Here is a 21,371-nt window from a genome sequence, read left to right as displayed (position 1 = left end):
AAATTTTTAATTTAGTACCACGTGCTACAATTTTAATTTTTGGAAAGTACCTTTTGAGCTGTGCAACAGTACTATTTTGTGCACCAAAGAAATCTTTTGGGTTTATTTCTGTTAACTCTATAATGCGTTCGTTCAAATGTTTTTTTTTATGAATTGATTTGTATTATATTTCAACTAAAATAGCAATTAAAAATACTAAAATGATTAGCTTTGCATAAAATAATTCACAACTTTTACACAATTAATTAACAGTAGAAACTCCATGTCTTTAATTACTTTAACAACCGATTTTGGAACTAAAGACCACTTTGTTGGGGCTGTTAAAGGTGCAATTTATTCTGAGTTAGAAGATGCTAAAATTATAGATATTACGCACGAAATATCGCCATTTAACATTACAGAAACTGCCTACATTTTAAAGAATTCTTACAAAAGTTTTCCTAAAGGGACTATTCATATTGTTGGTGTAGATTCTGAGTTGAGTATCGATAATAAACACATTGCTATTGATTTAGATGGTCATTTTTTTGTGTGCCCAGACAATGGTTTAATCTCTATGATTGCCTCAGAAATTCAACCAACAAAAATTGTAGAAATTAACATTCACGATAGAATTGAAAGTAGTTTTCCTGTTTTAGATGTTTTTGTAAAAGTAGCCTGTTTTATTGCAAGAGGAGGAAATTTAACTGTAATTGGTAGAGAAACTTTTGAATTTAAAAAACTCGTTGAAATTCAGCCTAAGGTAAATCAAACTAAAACACAAATTATTGGCGGTGTTTTATACATTGATAATTATGGCAACTTAATCTCTAACATTAGTAAAAAAATGTTTAACGATGTTGGTAAAGGTAGGGCCTATGAAATTCGTGCTTCTCGTTATTCTTTTCATAAAATTTTTAGTAAATACAATGAAATTGTAACCAATAATACCTCAGACAATAAAGTTTTTGATGGTAATAGATTGGCTATTTTTAACTCTGCTGGGTATTTAGAAATTGCAATTTATAGAAGCAACTTAAAAACAGTTGGTGGAGCTTCTACCCTTTTAGGTTTAGAATATAGAGATCCAATTATTATTGATTTTATTTCGGACTCGAAACCAGAATACACAACTTTATCATAAAATTATATGCTGGTTAGAATTGTAAAAATGAGCTTACACTCTAAATATATTGCTGATTTTCAAGAAATGTTTGACAAAAAAAAAGCAATCATCAGAAATTCTGATGGATGTAAATTATTAGAATTATATCAAGATAAAAACAACCCAGAAATCTTTTTTACATATTCTTATTGGGAAGATGAAAATGCCCTAGAAAACTATAGAAATTCTGACTTTTTTAAAGCCACTTGGAAACAAACCAAAGGTTATTTTAATGCAAAACCTGAAGCTTGGAGTGTAGATAAAAGAGTTAGTATTCAGTAAGCAGTAAGCAGTAAGCAGTAAGCAAATTTAAAAATGAATTTCGCCTTTAAGAATTTTCCTGAAATAAGAACTAAAAGGTTACTTTTAAGAGAAGCAACTTTTAAAGATATAAAATCAGTTTTTGACTTACGTTCTAGTAAAGAAATTAATAAATTTGTAGGCACAAAAAGAGTAGAAAATTTAGAAGAAGCTAAAGATTTTATTGAAGTTTGTAAAAGTTTATATCAAAAAGAAAAAAGAATATTTTGGTTGATTGAATATCAAACTCAAATAATTGGAAGCGTAGTTTTACATCAAATTGATATCGATAAAAATTATGCAGAAATTGGGTATAAATTAAAACCTGAATTTCATCAAAAAGGAATAATGACAGAAGCAATAAAATCTGTTTTGGCTTTCGGAATTCATCAAATGAAATTAAAAACCATAGAAGCCTTTACACACAAAAATAATTTAGCTTCAATTGCGTTGTTAAACAAACTAAATTTTATTTTTCAGCCCGAAAGAAAATGTAATACTTATGCTTTTAATCGAATTTACAAATTAGAAATAAACTAAATGTATCCAATCCTAAAAAAAGAATTCAACTCATTTTTCTCAAGTCCAATTGCCTATTTGGTTATTGGAGTTTTTTTGCTGATTAATGGTTTGTTTCTCTTTATTTTTAATGATGATTTTAACATCTTAAATGCTGGTTTTGCAGATGTAACTCCGTTTTTTTATTTAGCTCCTTGGGTGTTTCTTTTTTTAATTCCTGCAATAACAATGAAAAGTTTTGCTGATGAATTTAACACAGGTACCATAGAACTTTTAAAAACAAAACCCATTTCTGATTGGCAAATTGTTCTGGGTAAATTTTGGGCTTCTCTCCTACTAGTTTGCATTGCTATTGTTCCTACTTTTATATATGTGTATACAGTTTATCAACTAGGAAATCCTGTTGGAAATATCGATTTTGGCAGTACAATTGGTTCTTATATGGGTTTATTATTTTTGGCTGCAACTTACACTTCTATAGGTTTGTTTACATCAACTTTATCCAAAAATCAGATTGTAGCTTTTATTATTGGTGTTTTTATTACGTTTATTTTGTTCTACGGATTTGATGCTATTGCTGCTTCTTTTGGCAATAATAGTTTAACCATTCAACAATTGGGCATTAACGAACATTTTAAAAGTATTTCTAGAGGTGTTATTGATACTAGAGATATTATTTATTTTTTAAGTGTTACGTTTTTCTTTTTATTCATTACTAAAACACGTTTAGACCATGAATAAAAAAATCAAAAATATAAGTGTATTAATCATTGGTTTAATGGTTTTAAACATTGCAAATCAATCTTTTTACAAACGTTTCGATTTAACTGCTGATAAACGCTATACCTTATCAGAAACTACAAATTCAATTTTATCAAAAATTAAAAAACCACTTTTTATAACGGTTTATTTAGAAGGCGATTTTCCATCTGAATTTAAAAGACTACAAGTTGAAACCAGGCAATATTTAGAAGAATTAGCAGCAGAAAATTCTAATATTAAAATCCATTTCCAAAATCCTGATGACCAAAGAGAAGATTTGATTAAAAAAGGGATGATGCCTAGCCAATTGACAGTAGAAGAAGATGGTAAATTGTCTGAAGCCATTATTTTTCCATGGGCAGAAATCAATTTTGGCAACAAATCAGAAATCGTTTCTTTATTGCCAACAGGCATTGTTGCAAGCCAAGAAGAGCAATTGCAAAAAGCCATCGAAAATTTAGAATATAGTTTTTCTAATGCTATAAATAGCATCCATCAAACCAAACAAAAAAGTGTTGCTGTTCTTACAGGAAATGGGGAATTGCAAGACATTTATCAATATAGTTTTTTAAGCGAAGTTGCTAAAAAATACAAATTGGCAAAGTTTACATTAGATTCTGTAGACACAAATCCGCAACAAACTTTACAAGATTTAAGCTCTTTAGATTTGGCAATTATTGCAAAACCCACAGAAAAATTTACAGAAAAAGAAAAATTGGTTTTAGATCAATACATTACAAATGGAGGTAAAACATTGTGGATGTTAGACAATGTACAAGCAGACCAAGACAGTTTATTTAATAGAGGTAAAATGTTGGCTTACCCAAGAGATTTAAACTTAACAGACTTGCTATTTTCTTACGGAATTAGAATAAACACAAGCTTAATTAAAGATTTATATGCTGCTCAAATTCCTTTAGCAACTGGTAATGTTGGCAATCAGCCACAGTTTCAAAATTTCGATTGGTTTTTTCATCCTTTGGTTGGCGCTAATCCAAATCATCCAATTACCAAAAATGTAGCTCCAGTTCGTTTGCAATTTGCAAATCAGATAGATACCTTAAAGAATAACATTAAAAAAACGCCATTATTAATGAGTTCTACTTTAACGCAAAAAATAGGAACTCCTGCAATTATCGAATTGCAATCTATAGCAGAAGAACCTCAAGAAAAAGAGTATGTTTCTGGACATCTATTGTTTGGAATTTTATTAGAAGGTGATTTTAAATCGGCTTATAAAAACAGAGTAAAACCTTTTGAAACATCACTTTTTAAGGAAAATGCAAACCAGAATAAAATGATTGTTATTGCTGATGGTGATGTAGGGAAAAATCAACTTTTAAAAGGAAAACCAACAGATTTATCCATAGACAAATGGACCAACCAACAATTTGGAAATAAAGATTTCTTAATAAATGCAGTAGATTATTTGTTGGATGATTCTGGGTTAATCAACCTAAGAAATAAATCACTACAAATTAAAATGTTAGACAAACAAAAGGCTTTTAAAGAACGAACGTTTTGGCAGTTTTTAAATGTAATTTTGCCTTTACTTCTATTGTTTGTATTCGGTTTTATTTTTAATTATTTACGTAAGAAGAAATATAGTTAGCTGTTAGCAGTTAGCAGTTAGCAGTTAGCAGTTAGCAGTTAGCAGTTAGCAAAACTGAAAAATTACTCGAACTTAAAAACTTTGAAACTTAAAATGAAAGTAAATCATCGTGAATAAACTCATAATTTAAAACTTTTTGAATTTTATCCGAAGAAATTATTTTCCATTCATAAACATCATTATTTTCAAATTCTGGTAACTCAAAACCAGCACTCAACTTAGCCAAAGTATAAAATTCTCTTCTTGTTGGGTGATGATTGGCACAGGCATTAAACACTTCATTCCAAGAATTTTGACCAATGATTTCGTGAATAATTTCGATACAATCCTCTCTATGAATCATATTTACAAAACCTTTGGGTTGTGGAATTTTTTTTCCATTTTTAAACCAATTTGCTGGCTGCCTTTCACCACCAAATAATCCTGCAAAACGAATAATTGTAGTTTCAAAAAAAGTATTTTCTCTAAATAAGTTTTCTATTTCAACCAAAGGATGATTGTGTAAAACCTCATCTTCTTCTGTCATCACTTTATTAATACGCCCATACACAGAAGTAGAACTGATAAAAATTACTTTTTGGATAGATGATTCTTGAATCTGAGAAATCAAGTTTTCGAAACCATCTATATCTTTAGATGTAATTGCAATAATTAAAATATCAGATTGTAAAAAAGCATCAAATTCTTCATTTTCAGAAATATCAACCAAATAAGTGTCAATATCCAAATCTTCTAAAATTGGTACTTTTTCTTCGGATGTTGTAGAACCTTTTACAGCATATCCATCATCTAAAAATGACAAAGCCAAAGGTTTCCCTAACCAACCACAACCTAAAATACTAATGTTTTTCATCTTAAAATCACATTTATAAAGCAAAGATACAATCACTTATTTAAGTTTTTGTTAACGTTTGTCGTTTTATGAAATCGTAATTTTGAATACAATAAACTAATTAATCCGAAATTATGAAAAAAATTATAGTATCATTATTTGTAGTAGCGTTTACATTTTCTGCAAACGCACAGATTAAAACACCTGCTCCAAGTCCGTTTCAAAAAATAGAGCAAAAAGTAGGTTTAACAGATATTACCCTAGAGTACTCTAGACCAAGCATGAAAGGAAGAAAAATATTTGGCGGTTTAGAAGATTATGGAAAAGTATGGCGAACAGGTGCTAATGCTAACACTAAATTAACTTTTTCTTCTGATTTTATGGTTGATGGAAAAACTGTTAAAAAAGGAACTTACGCTTTATACACGATTCCTGGCGAAAAAACTTGGGACGTAATGTTGTATGCTGACGCATCAAACTGGGGAACCCCAGCAAAGTGGGATGCATCTAAAGTAGTTGCAAAAGTTACAGTTACTCCTTACAAAATGCCTATGCCAATAGAAACTTTTACCATTACTTTTGATGATTTAACCAATTCGTCTGCTGTTATTGGACTTATGTGGGAAAATGTTTATGTACCTTTTAAATTTGAAGTACCTACAGATAAAATGGTTTCAGCTAGCATTTCTAAAGTAATGGCTGGGCCTTCTGCAAATGACATGTATGGAGCTGCTGTATATTATTTACAAGCGGGTAAAGATATTAAACAAGCACAAACTTGGATAGATAAAGCTGTTGAAATGACAGCAGATTCGCCAAAATTTTGGTTTTTACGTCAGCAATCTTTAATTCATGCTAAAGCTGGTAATACTAAAGCTGCTATTGCCGCTGCTAAAGCCTCTTTAAAATATGCTACAGAAGCAGGAAATACAGGTTATATAAAAATGAATAAAGCCTCATTAAAAGAATGGGGAGCGATGTAAATTTCCATTTTCATTACTAAAAAGATACTGTCTAAAAAGTAGATTTACATGTTATTTTAAGCAAAGTCAGAAAATCTAATATATTTAATTATCAATAAATAAGATTTCTCCATAACAGTTAAAATGATCCGTTTTAATATTTTTTAGACAGCCTCTTTTTTTTTTACTTTAAAACACTATTGTAACATTACTTTTTTAATATAAAGTTTAGTATCAACTTTAATCTTTAAAAAGTACATCCCTTTTTGTAAGCCTTTGAAAGTAGAGTTAGAGCGCACTTTTTGGCCTCTTAAATTAAAAATTTCAAAAGAAGCTTTATTTACATTAACACCTTTTACATATACCTTACCTGTTGTAGGATTAGGATATATTTTAACTTTAGCATTATTCACATAATTTATTGTTGATAAACTTGAGTCTAAGCTTAGCCCCGTAACAGTTGCTTCATCTTGCTTACCAACTCCTGGTTCAAAAAGTGAAACTGCCCAAGTAAAAGTATCTGAATTATTTATTACAACTGGATTGTTAGGAAAAAACGACCAATTGATGTCAATTGTTATACTTTCTACCCCAGAAATTCCTTGTTTAGAAAATCCAGCAATTTGAATAGAAGCATTATCGTTATGCAATTGATTGAACAAATTATAAGCAGATGAAGGATTTAAACCTGTTATTTGTACTTGAAAATCTTTATTTGAATGTACTTTTGTTGGGTTTTGCAAGTCGTCAAAATAAATGATATTTGGTTGAGATGACACTGTTAAAGCCAAAGGTACTTGTGGTGCTGAGTCTTCAATTGCATTAACTCCAGCAGTCCAATAAACACTACCTCTTTCGTAAGCTCCAATATCTGCAGAAGCACCAACTACATATTTACTAAACCCAGAGATACTAGGAGCAGCATCAACTAACGCGCTTCCTTCTGCAGGCATAAAGTTTTGATTATTTACATCTTCAAAAGGAGAACTAGAAAAAATTGGGCTATTTTTTATATCGAAATCATTAGTAGTTTTACTAAACCAACTACCTGTATTTGCATAATTATTATAAATTTTATTATCCAATTGCGGCCCATTAATATCCCATGAATCCATAGCACCCCAAGCATTCCAAATCGTATTATGGTAAAAATTAAGGCGTTCATTGTTCCAATTTACTTGATAGCCAGTCCAAGAGACATTCCAAACTACATTATGGTGTACTACATACCCTTTACTATCATTATCTAAATAAATACCAGCTGCTTTACCAGGATCTGATGGATGATGAGAATAAGTAGGTGCAGTTGCATCGTGAAACCAATTATGATGTATTTCTGTATTTTTATCGCTGTTATTGCCAACCGTATAAAAAACACCAGAATCGCTATTGATTTTTTGCGATTGAGAAATATCATTATAAGCCACTTCACAATTATTACCAGCTACGTACATTCCATCTCTACCCGTATTAAAAATAGTATTTTTTAAAATCTTCATTCCATCACCACTTGTTCTAATTGGTGAAGCGTGTATACCAACATAATCCGTATTGCTAATTGTATTCTCTTCGATAGTACAATTATCTGCAGCCCAACCAGAAATAACTATTCCGTTTACAGCACTATGATTAATTGTACAACCCTTAATAAGTGTAAAATCTCCTAAAACTTCTATTGATGCCTCGCCAACCTGAGCACCAGTATTGGTAAGAGAATCGTGCCCTTCACTACCATGTATTACCTTACAATTAATTATTTGGTTATAATCGGCTCTATTTTCAATTTTTATAGCACCCCCAAAAAAAGTAATTCCTTCTACTTTAATGTAATCTCCCGTTAGTTGAGCAGCATATTTTCTTGTTGCATATTCCACACTATTATTAGCTGGCATATTACCATCTGCAGTTTGTAAATAAAGGGTTTTAGAGGTATCATCATAATACCATTCTCTGGCATAATCTAAGGCTTCTAATTTGTTGAAAAGAAATAGCTGCCCTCTATTGTTTCCAGGATAATTTCTCCAAATTGTTGGATTGTGAACACTAAAAGGCCAATCTGTAATATCAACAGGAGTAAAATTAATTCTATTGGATGTATTTGAAGTGATTGGTCTTGTCCAACTTGCCCCTGAATGAGCTCCTAAATAATAAACTAAGCCTCCTGACCAATTGATATTTGGAACATTATTTACTAAAAAATGTGTACCATCACCTCCTGTTACAGATGCACAATTTACGGTCCATCTATTATTATCGGTATTATTTGGCCATCTTGCCAAATCCATGTAAGCTCTATTATGGTAAATTGTTCGAAACCTACTTTGTATGCCCATATTTACAGAAGCTTTGTAAATATTATTTTTGTACAATTGCCACCCGTTAACGGTAGTTGTTGCTTTAATTTCTACATTTTCGCCATCAGCAGCTTTAAAAGTTATATAATTATTGGCATTACCACTTCTATTAATCATCAATTGTTGTTCGTATACCCCCTCTCTGATGATACAAATATCTCCTGCAACCATTACTGAAACTGCTTTATTAAAAGTTTTATAAGGGCTGTTTATTGAACCATTATTAGCGTCATTACCATTAATAGCTACGTAAATTGTTTTTGCTAAAGAACTTGAAGATGCCAATATAATTGAACCAAAAATTAAAAATTTGATAAACCTCATAAATTCTATTTTTTTACAAAGCTACAACTGGACCGTCTGTAATTAAAAAAAATAGAAGTAAGGTTTATCTTAAATGATACAACAAATGGTTTAAAACTATTTTTATACGTGTAAAAAAGAAAAATTGATTTATTTTTCAGAAGTCAATCTTCATAAATTTAAACAGAAGATGTAAACTCATTGCATGAAAAAATTGACAACGCTTTTTAATTGAAATGTGTAAGCAAACAACTCTCGGATGAAATTATAAATTGCAAACACTAAAACCTTGATTTTTTATTTAAATACTGATAGAAAGTAATTCTAAAAAAAATTATAATGATAAAGGCTATTTTTCAAACGTATCTCTATATATGACAAAAATTTAGAGAACAAATTGAAACAATAAACAAGTGAAAACAATACTTTAATAATTGCTAAGGAATAAGTTGTATAGGAATCTGTAGCTTACCATCATGTGCTCCTTAGCGGGTACTAAACCAGAAAGTGTGTAAGTAAAGTTATTCTGAAATTTTTCCAGAGCAATATTTGAATTGCTCCATGAGGAAGAATTTCGGAAATAACTTTACGATTCAATAATCATTAACTTTATAAACACACTTTTATTTATGAAACCAGAAGATTTATTAAACGACAAAGACTTTTTAAAACAATTTAAGACAGGTTCAGAACTGACCAGTTTTATAGAACAGCTTCACAAACGAGGAGTTGAGAAAATTTTAGAAGGCGAGTTAGATGCCCATTTAGATTATGATAAGCATCAAAAAAGCAATAATTCCAACTCACGAAATGGATATGGAAGTAAAACCATCAAGACTCATTTAGGAGAAACACAAATTCAAGTTCCTAGAGATAGAGATGCCTCTTTTAATCCAATGCTTATTAAGAAACGAGAAAGCACAGCTGATGGTGTTGAAAACTTGATTATTTCTTTGTATGCCAAAGGAATGAGCACCACAGATATAGAAGAACAAATACGAGAAATCTATGATTTTAATATCTCAAGTTCTGCTATTTCAAGAATTACAGATAAAATTACAGCAGACATTATCGCTTGGAAAAACAGACCTCTAGAAGCTCTATATTTGATAGTTTGGATGGATGGTATCGTTTTTAAGGTTCGAGAAAACTCCAAAGTGATTAACAAAACCATTTATATAGCTGTTGGATTACGAGTTGATGGAAAGAAAGAAGTCTTAGGACTTTGGTTAGGAAAAAATGAATCCTCTTCTTTTTGGATGACTGTTTTAACCGATATAAAAGCAAGAGGAACACAAGATATATTAATTACTGCAACTGATAATTTAAACGGATTTACAGACACCATTAAAACCGTATTTCCTAATTCAGTTACACAAATTTGTGTGGTACATCAAATTAGGAACTCCTGTAGATATGTGGTTTGGAAGGACAAAAAAGCTTTTACCAAAGATATGAAGCAAATCTATACTGCTCCTACTAAAGAAGCAGCTAAAGCTGCTTTAGAAGACTTTAAAACTAAATGGAACTCTAAGTATTCTTACGCAATTAAATCTTGGGAAAACAACTGGGATGAACTCACTGTTTTCTTTGATTTTCCTCTAGAAATTAGAACTATTATTTACACCACTAATTTAATTGAAAACTTAAATGGGAAAATTAGAAAATACACAAAAAACAAACTCTCTTACCCTACTGATGATGCTGTGATTAAATCTGTATTTTTAGCTTTAAGAGAATCCACAAAAAAATGGAAAATGCCAATTAGAAATTGGGGAATCATCCTAAACCAATTTTTGGCTATATTTGAAAACAGGATTAAACTATGAAAAATCTAATCCTGTAATTTTTAACTTACACACTTGATGGGAAAGTGTCCTTTAGCGAAAATACTGATATTGTATGAATTCTCTTTTGTCCAATCGCACTCCACTCTTCCATCACCTAAAACAATATTACCTAATTTTTTTCTAAACCATTCTGCTAGTTTTTTATAATTCTTGTTTCCTGCAACATTATTTCTTTCTAAAGGATCATTTCTTAAATCATATAAAGCCAATTCAGCTTCTTCTACAGGACAATTTAAAGCCCATTTCACATTTTTATTTGGTATTAATTTCTTCCAATTATTAGGGCGTGTTTTCATTGAAAAAGCAAAATCTTTTGATCTTAAATACGCTCTGTGGCCAACAATTACATTAGTTTCTCCAACAATATAATCGCGTTTTTGAACTTGTCCTTGAATCAATCTTTTTAAACTAATACCATCTAAATATTCGTATTTTTTGTCATCAATAGGGATATTTGCAGCTTCTAAAATTGTAGGTGCAGCATCTACATACTCAACAAAATTAGTATTTACAATGCCTTCTGGAATCTCTTTTTTATTAGAAGATACCATTATCATTGCACCTTGAGTAGATTGGCGCCAAGGACTAAATTTTGCCTCAATACCTTGTTCTCCTAAATGCAAACCATGATCTCCTACTACAAAAACTATTAGATATTCTTGTTTGTTTTTTTTACTATATTCTTTAAACGCAGCTACAGCATCTCCAATCAAAGCATCTCCATAAGCACAAAACGCATAATAATCTTGAATTGCCTGTTGCTTTTCTTTATCTGTCATATTTGTCATATTCAAATTTTTGAAAAGCTTGAGCAATTGAGGTGTAAATGTTGCTTTTTCTTTTTCATCAAAAGCTGGGAGTTTGTATTTCTTCTTTTTAAATTTATCTCTAAATGATTTTGGCGGCAATACAGGAGTGTGTGGTAAATGAAAACCTAAATGTGTCATTAAAGGTTTGCTAGGGTCTGCTCCTTTTTTTGTTTTACCATAAGTATTAATGAACGTTTTATTCTGATTTTCTAAATACAATTTAAATTCTTCAACAATTTTACCATCTATAGTTTGTCCTGCTGGCATTGGGTTTTCTCCACCAATAATTAAATCTTTATTTCCAGTACGTGTGTAAGATCGTAAGATTTCATATTTCTTTTCCATCTCTTTTCTTAACTTACGATCTTCTATACTAATCTCTCCTTGTCCTTTCTTCTTTTTAAACAAATATTTTACAATTTTTCCATCAGGAGTTTTTATTCGTTCTTCTTTACCTATTGTTTTCCATGTACCTTTGGCATATGCAGGTTGCCCCCAAAAATCTCCAACATTGTTCTTTTGTAAATCGTGCTTAAAACTTACTTTGTAGTTATAATGTCCAGGATCTTTAAAGGTTTGCTTGCCTTCCCATTTAAAAATATACGCTCCGTCTTTTCCAAAAGATGTTGTTATGTATCCATTTTTTCTTAGGGTTTGCGGAATTGAAGGTTTTACAAAATCTGGCTGTTGATGTGTTTGCTCAAACTGATAATGACCATTTCTAAATGGGTATCGCCCACTTAACATTGAACCTCTAGAGGGCCCACAAACAGGTGAATTTGTATATGCTTTTACAAATAAGGTACCTTCTTTAGCCAACTTATCTATATTTGGAGAAGAAACGTAACCTAAAGCACTTTCGTTTTTACCAGTTGTTGCTTTATTATAACATTCTAAGGCGTCTGCTCTTTGATCATCTGTAATAATCCAAAGAATATTTGGTTTTTCTTGAGCAGCACCGCTTATAGAATTAAAAAAAAACAAGAATAAGAAGGTAGCTTTTTTCATCATCAATTGGTTTAAAATATAAAAAACAAAATTAAAGTTATAGCTAAAAAAGAGCCTAGTTTAGTAGCGTTCAATTAGAATACAATAGAACAAATTTGTACCACAAATTAACATTAAGAACTAATACGTTTATTGATAATAAGGAATAATCGGCTATTCAATATTTTTTAGTTACTTTGTATTTCATTAAAAAAAAGCATTGAAAATTACTAACGTTAAAAAAATTGGTGCCATAAAGGCGAATCATCAAGGTGATGTTCTAAAAAAAGTCTTTATAAAAAAAGGTGAAATTCCGAATTTAATGATGTTTAGTACAGCTACTTTTAAGCCCAATCAAAAAGTAGAAACACACAAACACGATACCATGTTTGAAGTTTTTTATATACAATGTGGTAAAGCCGAGTTTATCATCAACAATACAAAACATATTGTTAAGGCTGGTGATTGTATTACTGTTGAACCAGGAGAATTACACTCGCAATCCAATCCTTTTAAAGAAGATGTTACTTGGTTGTATTTTGGTATTGCTGTTGATGAATAGACGTTATATTAATATTCTAAACCAATTATTTTACGAATTTCATCTAATGTTTCTATCAATTTTTTAGAAAAATCGAAAGTCATTACATTGCTTTCTTTTTTGTTTTCTCTTAACAATTGATTAAAATGTTCTGTCTCATAATTATAACCTATAGTTTTGTATCCAAAATCGACTACTTCTTCTTTATCATCTTTAAAAATAGTTATGGTTGATGGTTGATGAAACATCGTATTTAATTTTACAACTGCATCTTCAAAACTAAAAATAGCCTCTGTAGATGTGTCTTCGATAAGGGTACTCTTTAAAATTGCTTTGGCGTTACTGTAGTTAAAAATCACCTCACAAGTTGAATCTGCTCCTGTTTTAAAAAAAGTGGCATTTGCATTTATAGTATTTGGTATTCCTAGACTTGATAGGGCTACGAAAATAGGGTAAATTCCAATATCTAAAAGAGAACCTCCACCTACTTCTTTTTTTAATAACCTACTTTCTAAGTTGTAAGTGGCTTTAAAACCAAAATCAGCTTTAATTTCTTTAAGGTTTCCAAACTTTTTTGTTTTAAAAATATCTAAAGCATATTGATAATGAGGTAAAAAGTATGTCCATAAAGCTTCCATTAAGAGCACGTCATTTTCTTTGGCAACAGCAATCATTTCTGCCACTTCTGTAGCATTCATTGCAAACGGTTTCTCGCATAATACTGCCTTTTTTTGTTGCAAACACAATATGGAATGCGCTGCATGAAATGAGTGAGGTGTTGCAATATAAACTGCATCCACGTTTTTATCTTTTGCCAAATCTTCGTAAGAATTATAGGCTTTTTTTGCTCGGTACTTTGCTGCAAATGAATCTGCATTCTCTTGACTCCTTGATGCTACAGCTACCAATTCAGCATCTTGAATAGTAAGTAAATCTGTTGCAAATTTATTGGCTATTTTACCAAGACCTATAATTCCCCATTTAATTGTTTTCTTTTCCATAATTATACTTCACTTAATTTTAAATTCGGTTTTTGTGGTAATAAAGTCTGAATTATAATTGCAATTGCCATTACTAAAACACAGCCTAATAAATTGAGCCATAAATAAGGCAACCAATCTAAAAAGTAAACTCCGATAATAATCATTTGTGTGATTAAGGCTGCTACAAAAACAGCATTTCCTTTTACAAACTTTATAAAAAATGCTAATAAGAAAATCCCTAGAACGTTACCATAAAAAATAGAGCCAATAATATTTACCAACTGTATTAAGTTATCGAATAAATTGGCAATACAAGCTACTGAAATGGCTATAATTCCCCAAGCTAAAGTAAACCATTTAGAAGCTTTTACAAAATGTTCTTCGCTTTTGTTTCCTTTTACATTTCGTTTGTATAAATCCATTGCTGTTGTGCTAGCAAGGGCATTTAATTCTGATGCTGTAGAAGACATTGCTGCCGATAAAATTACAGCCAATAACAAACCAATTAATCCTCTTGGTAAATTGTTTAGAATAAAATGAATAAACACATAATCTTTATCATTAGACTCTATTTTATCTAAAGTATTTTCTTCATCAACTTTATCGATAATTGCTTTCGATTTTTCTTTTAACGCTAAATCAGCCTTGTTTAATTCTTGAATTTTTTCTTTTTCACTCACCTGAAAACCATCAGCAAAAATGGCTTTCTTGGTGTTTTCTATCTCAATATGTTTGGCTTCTAAAGCTTTGTATTCTTGTGCATATTTTGTTTTTACAACCTCTTCATTTGCTGTTGGATTAAAATTTAAAGGAGCAGGATTGAATTGGTAAAACACAAAAACCATCACACCAATTAACAAAATAAAAAATTGCATGGGCACTTTTAACAAACCATTAAAAATTAAACCCAGTTGACTTTCACGCACCGATTTTCCTGACAAATAACGTTGCACTTGACTTTGATCTGTGCCAAAATAAGATAGCATTAAAAATGTTCCTCCTAAAATACCTGTCCAAACTGTGTATCTATTGCTTAAATCAAAAGAAAAATCGAGCACTTCCATTTTATTACTAGCACCAGCAATTTCTAAAGCATTAGTAAACGAGATGTTTGCTGGCAGTTGACTCATTATCATAAAAAATGCAATTAACATTCCTATAAAAATGATAATCATTTGTTGTTTTTGTGTAACGTTAACCGCTTTTGTACCTCCAGAAACTGTATAAATAATTACTAAAAAACCGATGATAATATTAAGCGTTAGCAAATCCCAACCTAATACTGCACTTAAAATTATAGCAGGTGCAAAAATGGTAATTCCGGCTGCCAAACCTCTTTGTACTAAAAATAAAATTGCGGCTAAACTTCGAGTTTTTAAATCGAATCTACCTTCTAAAAATTCGTAAGCTGTATAGACTTTTAACTTATGATAAATAGGGATAAAAACCACACAAATAATAACCATTGCAATTGGCAAACCAAAGTAAAATTGCACAAAACCCATCCCACTATGAAACGCTTGACCTGGTGTAGATAAAAACGTAATAGCACTGGCTTGTGTAGCCATAACAGACAAACCAATGGTCCACCATTTGGTGTCATTTCCTCCTTTAATATAGTCAGTTACATTGGCATTTTTTCGAGTCACATACGTACCGTAAGCAACTATAAATATAAGTGTTATAGATAAAACTATCCAATCGATTGTATGTAATTTGCTAGCAATTTCCATAACTTAAACCGAAAAATGATTGGTAATAAAATAAAACGCAATCAAATACACCACGTTAGCTACTAAAACCAATGTGTATTCTTTTTTCCATGGATATTTTTGTTTGTTCATATTTGTTTATTTGAAGCTATTTCCTGCTTTCCACTATATCTTTTTTATTTGCATTCAGAGAGTCAATGCGAGTTTACGGGGCAATCTTATTACTTCAAACAGATTACTTCATTCGTTCCTCATTCGTAATCACGTCATTTTAAAACTATAAAAAAGGATGCCGTTCCAATCAGGGCTAAACTTGTTTGCCAACAAATTACAATATGCAATTTTAAGTAAAAACTTTAAAAAACTTATACCTTTTAAACTTTTACTATCAATTACTTCTCTCCTTTTCCAGCAGCCAGCAAGTTTGCAAACAACTTATAGGCACCAGAAACTCCAGCAGGTAATTCTCTAAAGAAACTCAATCCTGTATAAATATAATTTCCTTTACCATATTTTGCGATTAATAAACTACCTAATTTTGATGTTTCATTTTTATCGTTCATTGCCAATAAAGGCGTGTATTGCTCACTCCACATATTTGGAAAATACAAACCTCGTTCTTGCACCCAACCTTTAAAATCTTCTTGAGTAATTTTATTAGGATAATTCAACAACGGATGTTCTTCATCTAAAATAATTACCTCAGCTTGCTCATCTGTAACTCTATCTCTAGATAGCTTTAAAGTATATGGAGCCCCCACATTAACTCCTCTGTTTGTATTGTATTGTACTATTAAATTCCCACCTTTATCAACATAATCTAACAAGAATTTTTGTTTAAATTTTAATTCTTTAACCACATTATAAGCTCTAATTCCTAAAACAATAGCATCGTATTTATGCAGATTTTCCTCATTAATTTCTGCAGGATTAATTATGTTTACTGCATATCCTATTTGTCTTAGACTTTCAGGAATAGCATCTCCAGCACCTTTTATGTAACCAATTAAATTTCCTTCTTTTTTAATATCTAATCGCACCACTTTTGCTTTAGAGCTTTGCAATACAGTTTGTTTTGGAATATGATTGTAATCAATTTCAATCATTTCTTTGGTGTACTTTTGTCCGTCAACAGTGGCCATCACATTTAATACTCCTTCAGACTGTTTTTTTGGTGCTGTTACTGTAAACTCAACAATTTGTTTATCTCCTTTCTGTGCAATATTAAAAGGTACTTTATTTGGCGATACTAACCAATCTTCAGGAAGTTGAAGACTTAAAAACCCGTTGATAAAATTAGCACCTGCTTTAACTTCTACAGCTACCTTTTTAGCAGTACTATCAGAAAAAATAAGTACCTTATTTTTTAATTTCGTGGTTATTTTAGGTACTATTTCAAAAGGTTCGTAAATTTCGCCTTTATCGCGTTCTGCGTATCTTCGAATCACATTTTTGGTAAACGTTATTGGCATATAATTAATTAGCAAATTAAAATTTACAGTAACCTCTCTTGGTGTTTCTGGTTTTCCAATTAACTGTTGATTGTTTACAGCATACATTCCTAAGGTTGGTTCGTCGTTTAACCAATAAGGGGCAGAATAATTGGCAGATTTTAAAGAAATATTTTGCTTAAAGTTTATTTTTTTGTTGTTTACTAAATCAATTTTTTTAAAATAATCTTTGTTATCAATTGTAGAAGTTATTGAGGTTAACTCAACAGAAACGTTACTTCTATTTATCACTTCAAAATCAACCCCAATTTTGGTATTGGGAATGGCTGTTGCACTTTCTGCAGAAGCCTCTAAATACAAACCTAAGCAGGCTTCAATAATTTCTTTAATTTGTTTTTCTTTAATGTTTTTCCAATGTTTATCTTCTAATTTTTGAATTAAAGAATAGGCTTCCATTAATTGATTGATATGTTTAGACGGATTTACAAAATCGAAATTTTGTTCCACTTCATACAAAATATCTCCTATTTCACCACCATTTTTCAAACGATTCCAAGTTGTATTTATTCCAGAAAAAATATCATTTTTATCTTTTAAAGCCTCACCTTTTAAGAACTCTAAATATTCAGTCTGAGTCCCTCTTGTGGTTAACCTTCCAAAACCTTGACACAAATGCTGACTACTTGCCATTGACGCCAACTCGTTGTTAGACATGCCCTTTATTGGGTAATAGACACCAATATCAAATTTTGTAAAGTCTTTGGCTTCTTGCTCAAACTGTGTTTTATCCCTATAAAACCAAGACGATGTATTGAAAAATAAACGTTTGGGTTGCCAAACTTCAGTAAATTTTAATTGACTACTGAACGCTGTTGAATCTACAACTTTATCAAAAGCCTCAACACTTAACATTGCAGAACTGGTGTGATGTCCATGTGTTGATCCAGGTGTTCTATGGTTAAATCTGTTGATGATCACATCTGGCTTAAAGGTTCTTATTGCCCAAACTACATCACTCAACACCTTTTCTTTATCCCAAATTTTAAGCGTTTCTTCTGGGTGTTTAGAGTAGCCAAAATCATTGGCTCTTGTAAAAAGCTGTTCACCGCCATCAATTCTTCTTGCTGCCAATAACTCTTGCGTTCTTATAACCCCTAATAATTCTCTGATTTCTGGTCCAATTAAATTCTGACCTCCATCTCCTCTCGTTAAAGACAAATAACCCGTTCTTGCTTTTACCTTATTTGACAAATAGGCAATTAACCGTGTATTTTCATCATCTGGATGCGCAGCTATGTACAAAGCAGTTCCTAAAAAATTAAGTTTTTGTACTTTCTCAAAAATTTGATTAGAATTTAATTTTTGAGGTTTCTGGGCAAAATTTGATATAGAAAACAGTATAATTACTGATATTGAAAGTAAATTTTTTTTCATTTTTTATAGTTGACAACGAACAAATGTACTTTTTTAATCAGTAAAAAAGAACGTATTAACATTTTTATAACGTTTTCTAAAATTTGATTTTGGTTTTAAAAATTGATTTTTAGTATTGCTTTGCACCCATTGAAAAAAAATCTATTTTTAAGATAAATAACGAATACATTTCTAGTTCTATCTGACATATTTTTAGGTGAATTACTCATCTTTGGATGTAAAAAAAATTAAACTTTTCACCTCTTAGCATAATGCTCATAACCTGTTGATAAATTAATTTTCAAAACCACATTTTAAAGTTATATTTGTATGCATAATTTAGAAATAAAAATCAATGAAATTTATTGTATCGAGTTCGCAGTTATTAAAACAATTACAGGTTTTAGGCGGCGTTATAAATAGCAACAACACCTTACCAATTTTAGACAACTTTTTGTTTGAATTGTCCGAAAATCAATTGAAAGTTTCTGCATCAGATTTAGAAACTACAATGAGTGCTGTAGTTGATGTAGAAAGTGATAGCAATGCTGCTATTGCTGTTTCTGCACGTTTGTTGTTAGATACTTTAAAAACATTTCCTGATCAACCTTTAACCTTTAAAACAGAAGGAGAAAACACCATTGAAATTAGTTCTGATCAAGGAAAATATGACATGGCATATTTTAGTGGAGACGAGTTTCCAAAAGCAGTTTCTCTACCAAGCCCAAGCAAAACTGTTGTACCTGCACATGTTTTAGGTACAGCAATTTCTAAAACTATTTTTGCTGCTGGTAATGACGATTTACGACCTGTAATGAGTGGTGTGTTTTTTCAATTTAGCTCGCAAAGTTTAACTTTTGTTGCTACTGATGCTCATAAATTGGTTAAATATTCTAGAACAGATGTTACTGCAGATCAAACAGCTGAGTTTATTATGCCAAAAAAACCTTTAAACTTATTAAAAGGTATTTTAGGTGGTTCTGAAAGCGAAGTTACCATAGAATATAATGATGCAAATGCAAAATTTACGTTTGATAATGTGGTTTTAGTATGTCGTTTAATTGATGGAAAATATCCAAATTATGAAGCGGTTATACCTAAAGAAAATCCGAATAAATTAACAGTAGATAGAGCGTCTTTCTTAAATTCTGTAAGACGTGTTTCTATTTTCTCTAGTAAAACTACGCATCAAATTCGTTTAAAAATGGCAGGTACAGAATTGAATATTTCTGCAGAAGATTTGGATTTTGCCAACAAAGCAGATGAGCGTTTGAGTTGCGATTATCAAGGTGATGATATGCAAATTGGATTCAACTCTCGTTTTTTAAGTGAAATGCTTAATAACTTAAACTCTAATGATGTTTTAATTGAAATGAGCCTACCTAACAGAGCTGGGATTTTAACTCCTATTGATGGAACTGATGAAGGTGAAAAAGTAACAATGCTGGTAATGCCTGTAATGTTAAACAGCTAATAGCATAGATCAATAATCATTTCTTTTAGTAGAGTTTTCCATAGATAATTCTTAAAAACCACAATTTATTCTGAAACACCTTCAGAATTAATTGTGGTTTTTTGATTACATTTACGCTAATGAACTTTTTAGCTCACCTCTATTTATCTGAAAACAACACCAATATTATGATTGGCAATTTTATTGCAGATCATATTAGAGGCAATAACTACGAAGAATTTTCTGAAGAAATTCAACAAGGTATTTTCTTACATAGAGAAATTGACACTTTTACTGATGTACATCCTATTGTTAGAAAAAGTAAAAGACGCTTACACAAACGTTACAGACATTATGATGGTGTAATTATCGATATTTTTTACGATTATTTTTTGGCCAAAAATTGGGCTAATTATTCTGAGATTCCTTTAGATCTTTATACACAATCTGTTTATGATTTATTTGATAAAAAAGCAGCTGAGTTACCAAAAAAATCACAACAATTCATTTCTTATATGATTGAGTATAACATTTTATACAATTATCAATATAAAGAAGGCATTGCTAAAGTTTTAAACGGAATGAATCATAGAACCAAAGGAAAATCACAAATGCATTTGGCTATTAACGACTTAAATGAATTACAAACAGAACTCGAAGAGGATTTTATCATCTTTTTTAAAGATTTAGTGGCATTTACAAATCAAAGATTAAATAGAATTATAAAGGTAAGTAGTTAGTTGTATACACATAATTTTCTGCTGCTCTATTTTATCTTTTTCAACCATTTTTTGTTATTAAATTATTGAATATTGTTACTTTAATTTGTGATTATTGATTCTAAAATAAAATTCATAAAATATCGATTTAGGCAATGTCACTTACACAAGTATAAGTCATTTTTACCCAGCATTTTACTTTATAAATAACTGTAATGCAAAATTTTAAGACTAGTTCTTCTAGAACTTTCTTTTTCTTGATAAGCATGAGATTGTAATAAGCATCTCTAACTATAGGAACTTGAATTTGTGTTTATCCTAAATTGGTTTAAATGGTTTTAATTCCAAATCAATTGCGTAAATCTAGATTGTTGCTTTTTAATGCTTACTATCATCTAAATGGGCATCTAACTCGCCTTTTGTATTGAACTAGTTTTACTATCTATTTCTAAACTCTTCGTTTGTTTAGCTGTTTTATAGAACTCTGGTGAGTTTTGAACCTGTTTTAAATTGTTATAAAAAGTCTTTGTCGTTTTATAAATCGTGTGATTCCGTAATTTAATTGTTATTGAATTATAAAATTATTTTCTAAATTTTTCCTCAAGCAGCAATCTAAATATTGCTTTAGAAAAATTCCATAATAACATTACCTAAACACTTTTTGA

At 30.5% G+C, this 21,371-nt stretch carries 16 protein-coding genes and 1 pseudogene; 10 read left to right on the top strand and 7 right to left on the bottom strand.

From position 1 onward, the window contains the following. Positions 1-136: pseudogene (locus ACW9UN_RS11575) on the bottom strand (PhoH family protein); the annotation flags it as partial. A gap of 126 nt (positions 137-262) precedes the next feature. Between ACW9UN_RS11575 and ACW9UN_RS11570 the strand changes: the two are divergent. Genes ACW9UN_RS11570 through gldG form a run of 5 tightly spaced genes read left to right on the top strand, consistent with a single transcriptional unit; the run spans position 263 to position 4,337 of the window. Continuing rightward, positions 263-1,123, top strand: coding sequence for an SAM hydrolase/SAM-dependent halogenase family protein (locus tag ACW9UN_RS11570; protein WP_459486442.1), 861 nt, complete (start codon positions 263-265; stop codon positions 1,121-1,123). Between the two features lie 6 nt (positions 1,124-1,129). Further along, positions 1,130-1,426, top strand: coding sequence for a putative quinol monooxygenase (locus tag ACW9UN_RS11565; protein ID WP_459486441.1), 297 nt, complete (start codon positions 1,130-1,132; stop codon positions 1,424-1,426). Between the two features lie 33 nt (positions 1,427-1,459). After that, positions 1,460-1,984, top strand: coding sequence for a GNAT family N-acetyltransferase (locus ACW9UN_RS11560; protein ID WP_459486440.1), 525 nt, complete (start codon positions 1,460-1,462; stop codon positions 1,982-1,984). Continuing rightward, entirely contained in the window at positions 1,985-2,704 is a 720-nt protein-coding gene (gene gldF, locus ACW9UN_RS11555) for a gliding motility-associated ABC transporter permease subunit GldF (RefSeq protein ID WP_459486439.1), read from the top strand. Continuing rightward, positions 2,697-4,337: a gliding motility-associated ABC transporter substrate-binding protein GldG gene (gldG, locus tag ACW9UN_RS11550; RefSeq protein ID WP_459486438.1), complete on the top strand. Its 1,641-nt coding sequence runs from the start codon at positions 2,697-2,699 to the stop codon at positions 4,335-4,337. Before gldF ends, gldG begins: the two co-directional genes overlap by 8 nt. Positions 4,338-4,425: 88 nt before the next feature. Here the strand turns inward: gldG and ACW9UN_RS11545 are convergent, their stop codons facing one another. Then, positions 4,426-5,190 (bottom strand): NAD(P)-binding domain-containing protein, encoded by a 765-nt coding sequence (locus tag ACW9UN_RS11545; RefSeq protein WP_459486437.1) that lies wholly within the window; start codon positions 5,188-5,190, stop codon positions 4,426-4,428. 113 nt (positions 5,191-5,303) lie between these two features. On the opposite strand from ACW9UN_RS11545, the gene ACW9UN_RS11540 reads away from it, so the two are divergent. Beyond that, positions 5,304-6,152, top strand: a complete 849-nt coding sequence (locus ACW9UN_RS11540; RefSeq protein WP_459486436.1) for a DUF2911 domain-containing protein — start codon at positions 5,304-5,306, stop codon at positions 6,150-6,152. Between the two features lie 176 nt (positions 6,153-6,328). Here the strand turns inward: ACW9UN_RS11540 and ACW9UN_RS11535 are convergent, their stop codons facing one another. Beyond that, positions 6,329-8,809 (bottom strand): T9SS type A sorting domain-containing protein, encoded by a 2,481-nt coding sequence (locus ACW9UN_RS11535; RefSeq protein WP_459486435.1) that lies wholly within the window; start codon positions 8,807-8,809, stop codon positions 6,329-6,331. 608 nt (positions 8,810-9,417) lie between these two features. Here ACW9UN_RS11535 and ACW9UN_RS11530 point away from each other — a divergent pair. Beyond that, positions 9,418-10,617: an IS256 family transposase gene (locus ACW9UN_RS11530; protein WP_459486434.1), complete on the top strand. Its 1,200-nt coding sequence runs from the start codon at positions 9,418-9,420 to the stop codon at positions 10,615-10,617. A 20-nt stretch (positions 10,618-10,637) separates the two neighbouring features. Here the strand turns inward: ACW9UN_RS11530 and ACW9UN_RS11525 are convergent, their stop codons facing one another. Further along, entirely contained in the window at positions 10,638-12,455 is a 1,818-nt protein-coding gene (locus ACW9UN_RS11525; RefSeq protein ID WP_459486433.1) for a sulfatase-like hydrolase/transferase, read from the bottom strand. 199 nt (positions 12,456-12,654) lie between these two features. Here ACW9UN_RS11525 and ACW9UN_RS11520 point away from each other — a divergent pair, with 199 nt between their 5' ends. Beyond that, a complete protein-coding gene (locus ACW9UN_RS11520; RefSeq protein WP_459486432.1) occupies positions 12,655-12,996 on the top strand; it encodes a cupin domain-containing protein in 342 nt (113 codons plus the stop codon). Between the two features lie 8 nt (positions 12,997-13,004). On the opposite strand, the gene ACW9UN_RS11515 is transcribed toward ACW9UN_RS11520, so the two are convergent. The 3 genes from ACW9UN_RS11515 to ACW9UN_RS11505 all read right to left on the bottom strand — a co-directional run bounded on the left by ACW9UN_RS11515 (position 13,005) and on the right by ACW9UN_RS11505 (position 18,555). Continuing rightward, the gene (locus ACW9UN_RS11515) at positions 13,005-13,976 is read right to left on the bottom strand and encodes a Gfo/Idh/MocA family protein (protein ID WP_459486431.1); all 972 of its coding nucleotides are present in this window, start codon (positions 13,974-13,976) and stop codon (positions 13,005-13,007) included. A gap of 2 nt (positions 13,977-13,978) precedes the next feature. Next, positions 13,979-15,691 carry a sodium:solute symporter family protein gene (locus ACW9UN_RS11510; protein ID WP_459486430.1) on the bottom strand — a complete coding sequence of 571 codons (1,713 nt, stop codon included), beginning with the start codon at positions 15,689-15,691 and terminating at the stop codon, positions 13,979-13,981. 371 nt (positions 15,692-16,062) lie between these two features. Continuing rightward, on the bottom strand, positions 16,063-18,555 hold the full coding sequence (locus tag ACW9UN_RS11505; protein ID WP_459486429.1) for a PIG-L family deacetylase: 2,493 nt from the start codon (positions 18,553-18,555) through the stop codon (positions 16,063-16,065). A gap of 334 nt (positions 18,556-18,889) precedes the next feature. On the opposite strand from ACW9UN_RS11505, the gene dnaN reads away from it, so the two are divergent. Further along, a complete protein-coding gene (dnaN, locus tag ACW9UN_RS11500) occupies positions 18,890-20,008 on the top strand; it encodes a DNA polymerase III subunit beta (RefSeq protein WP_459486428.1) in 1,119 nt (372 codons plus the stop codon). A 119-nt stretch (positions 20,009-20,127) separates the two neighbouring features. Beyond that, positions 20,128-20,727, top strand: coding sequence for an acyl carrier protein phosphodiesterase (locus ACW9UN_RS11495; RefSeq protein ID WP_459486427.1), 600 nt, complete (start codon positions 20,128-20,130; stop codon positions 20,725-20,727). Positions 20,728-21,371 lie beyond the last annotated feature (644 nt).

This window comes from Polaribacter litoreus (assembly GCF_054584775.1).
This window is presented reverse-complemented; position numbering and strand designations above follow the sequence as displayed.